Origin of the sequence: uncultured Ruegeria sp., from assembly GCF_947489545.1 — a bacterium.
GTDB lineage: Bacteria > Pseudomonadota > Alphaproteobacteria > Rhodobacterales > Rhodobacteraceae > Ruegeria.
Genome location: NZ_CANLDZ010000081.1, coordinates 1 through 805, shown reverse-complemented (window position 1 = coordinate 805; position 805 = coordinate 1). Strand labels below are relative to the sequence as shown.

Genomic DNA, 805 nt, shown 5'->3' with positions numbered 1-805 from the left:
GGCCACAAAGCAGACCTTCGCTGCCTTTGCAGCACTGGGCCTCAGCGACGGCGGCAATGCACAGGAAGCGGACTTTAGATCAAAGATGCAGTGTTTTGGAGCAATGGACAGCAGCTATGCGGTACAAAGCCGACTTTCGACCCGAATACTCAATTACTAATAAGCGCCGCAATCCACGTTTGAATAAGAACGATATAATGCTACTCCAAATTCCTCAAAGGCTGGACGTTTATGACGAAGCGCAGCATGTATGTCCTGTGAAACTGCCTCTATATCATTTCCGGAGGTTTCCGCAGTCTTAAGAGCTTCCAAAGCCAAGCTTTGGATCATGGAGACGGCGGCTACTTCTCCTCCTTTGGTATGGTATTTTTCCAAATCGGAAACACGCCAAATCACTGATGCTGTGACGTTGCATCGGTCAGCCGACCATAGACTCTCGATGTCTTGGCGGCGTTCCCTCAGAGTATTTACAATTGAAACGGTCTCAAGGAAGGGTATGCAACGTTGTCGCCCAGGACCTAGTTTCCGCTTAATGCCTCCGCTTCTGTCAAAAACAAGAGCTTCGCTGTCTGGGGGGACCTCGAAGAAGCCGCATCTGACTGAGGATGTTTCGGCAACGGCCGCCAATGGAAACGCCACAAATGCAATCACCAAAATCAAGATACGCAATTTTATCTTCTCCGATAGATTCTTATTCTGGGGGATTGATCCACATACTGCATAGAAGAGTTCGGTATTGCGACCGACAAATTGAACCAACTTGTTTGGCGTCAGCACCGATGAAACAAATGCCTACTGTGGGCTC

Annotated in this window: 1 protein-coding gene; it reads right to left on the bottom strand. The window is 48.8% G+C overall.

The genetic code is table 11. The features are described from left to right. Positions 1 to 156: 156 nt before the first annotated feature. Positions 157 to 777 carry an SPFH domain-containing protein gene (locus tag Q1B13_RS26850; protein WP_299800841.1) on the bottom strand — a complete coding sequence of 207 codons (621 nt, stop codon included), beginning with the start codon at positions 775 to 777 and terminating at the stop codon, positions 157 to 159. Between the last annotated feature and the right edge of the window lie 28 nt (positions 778 to 805).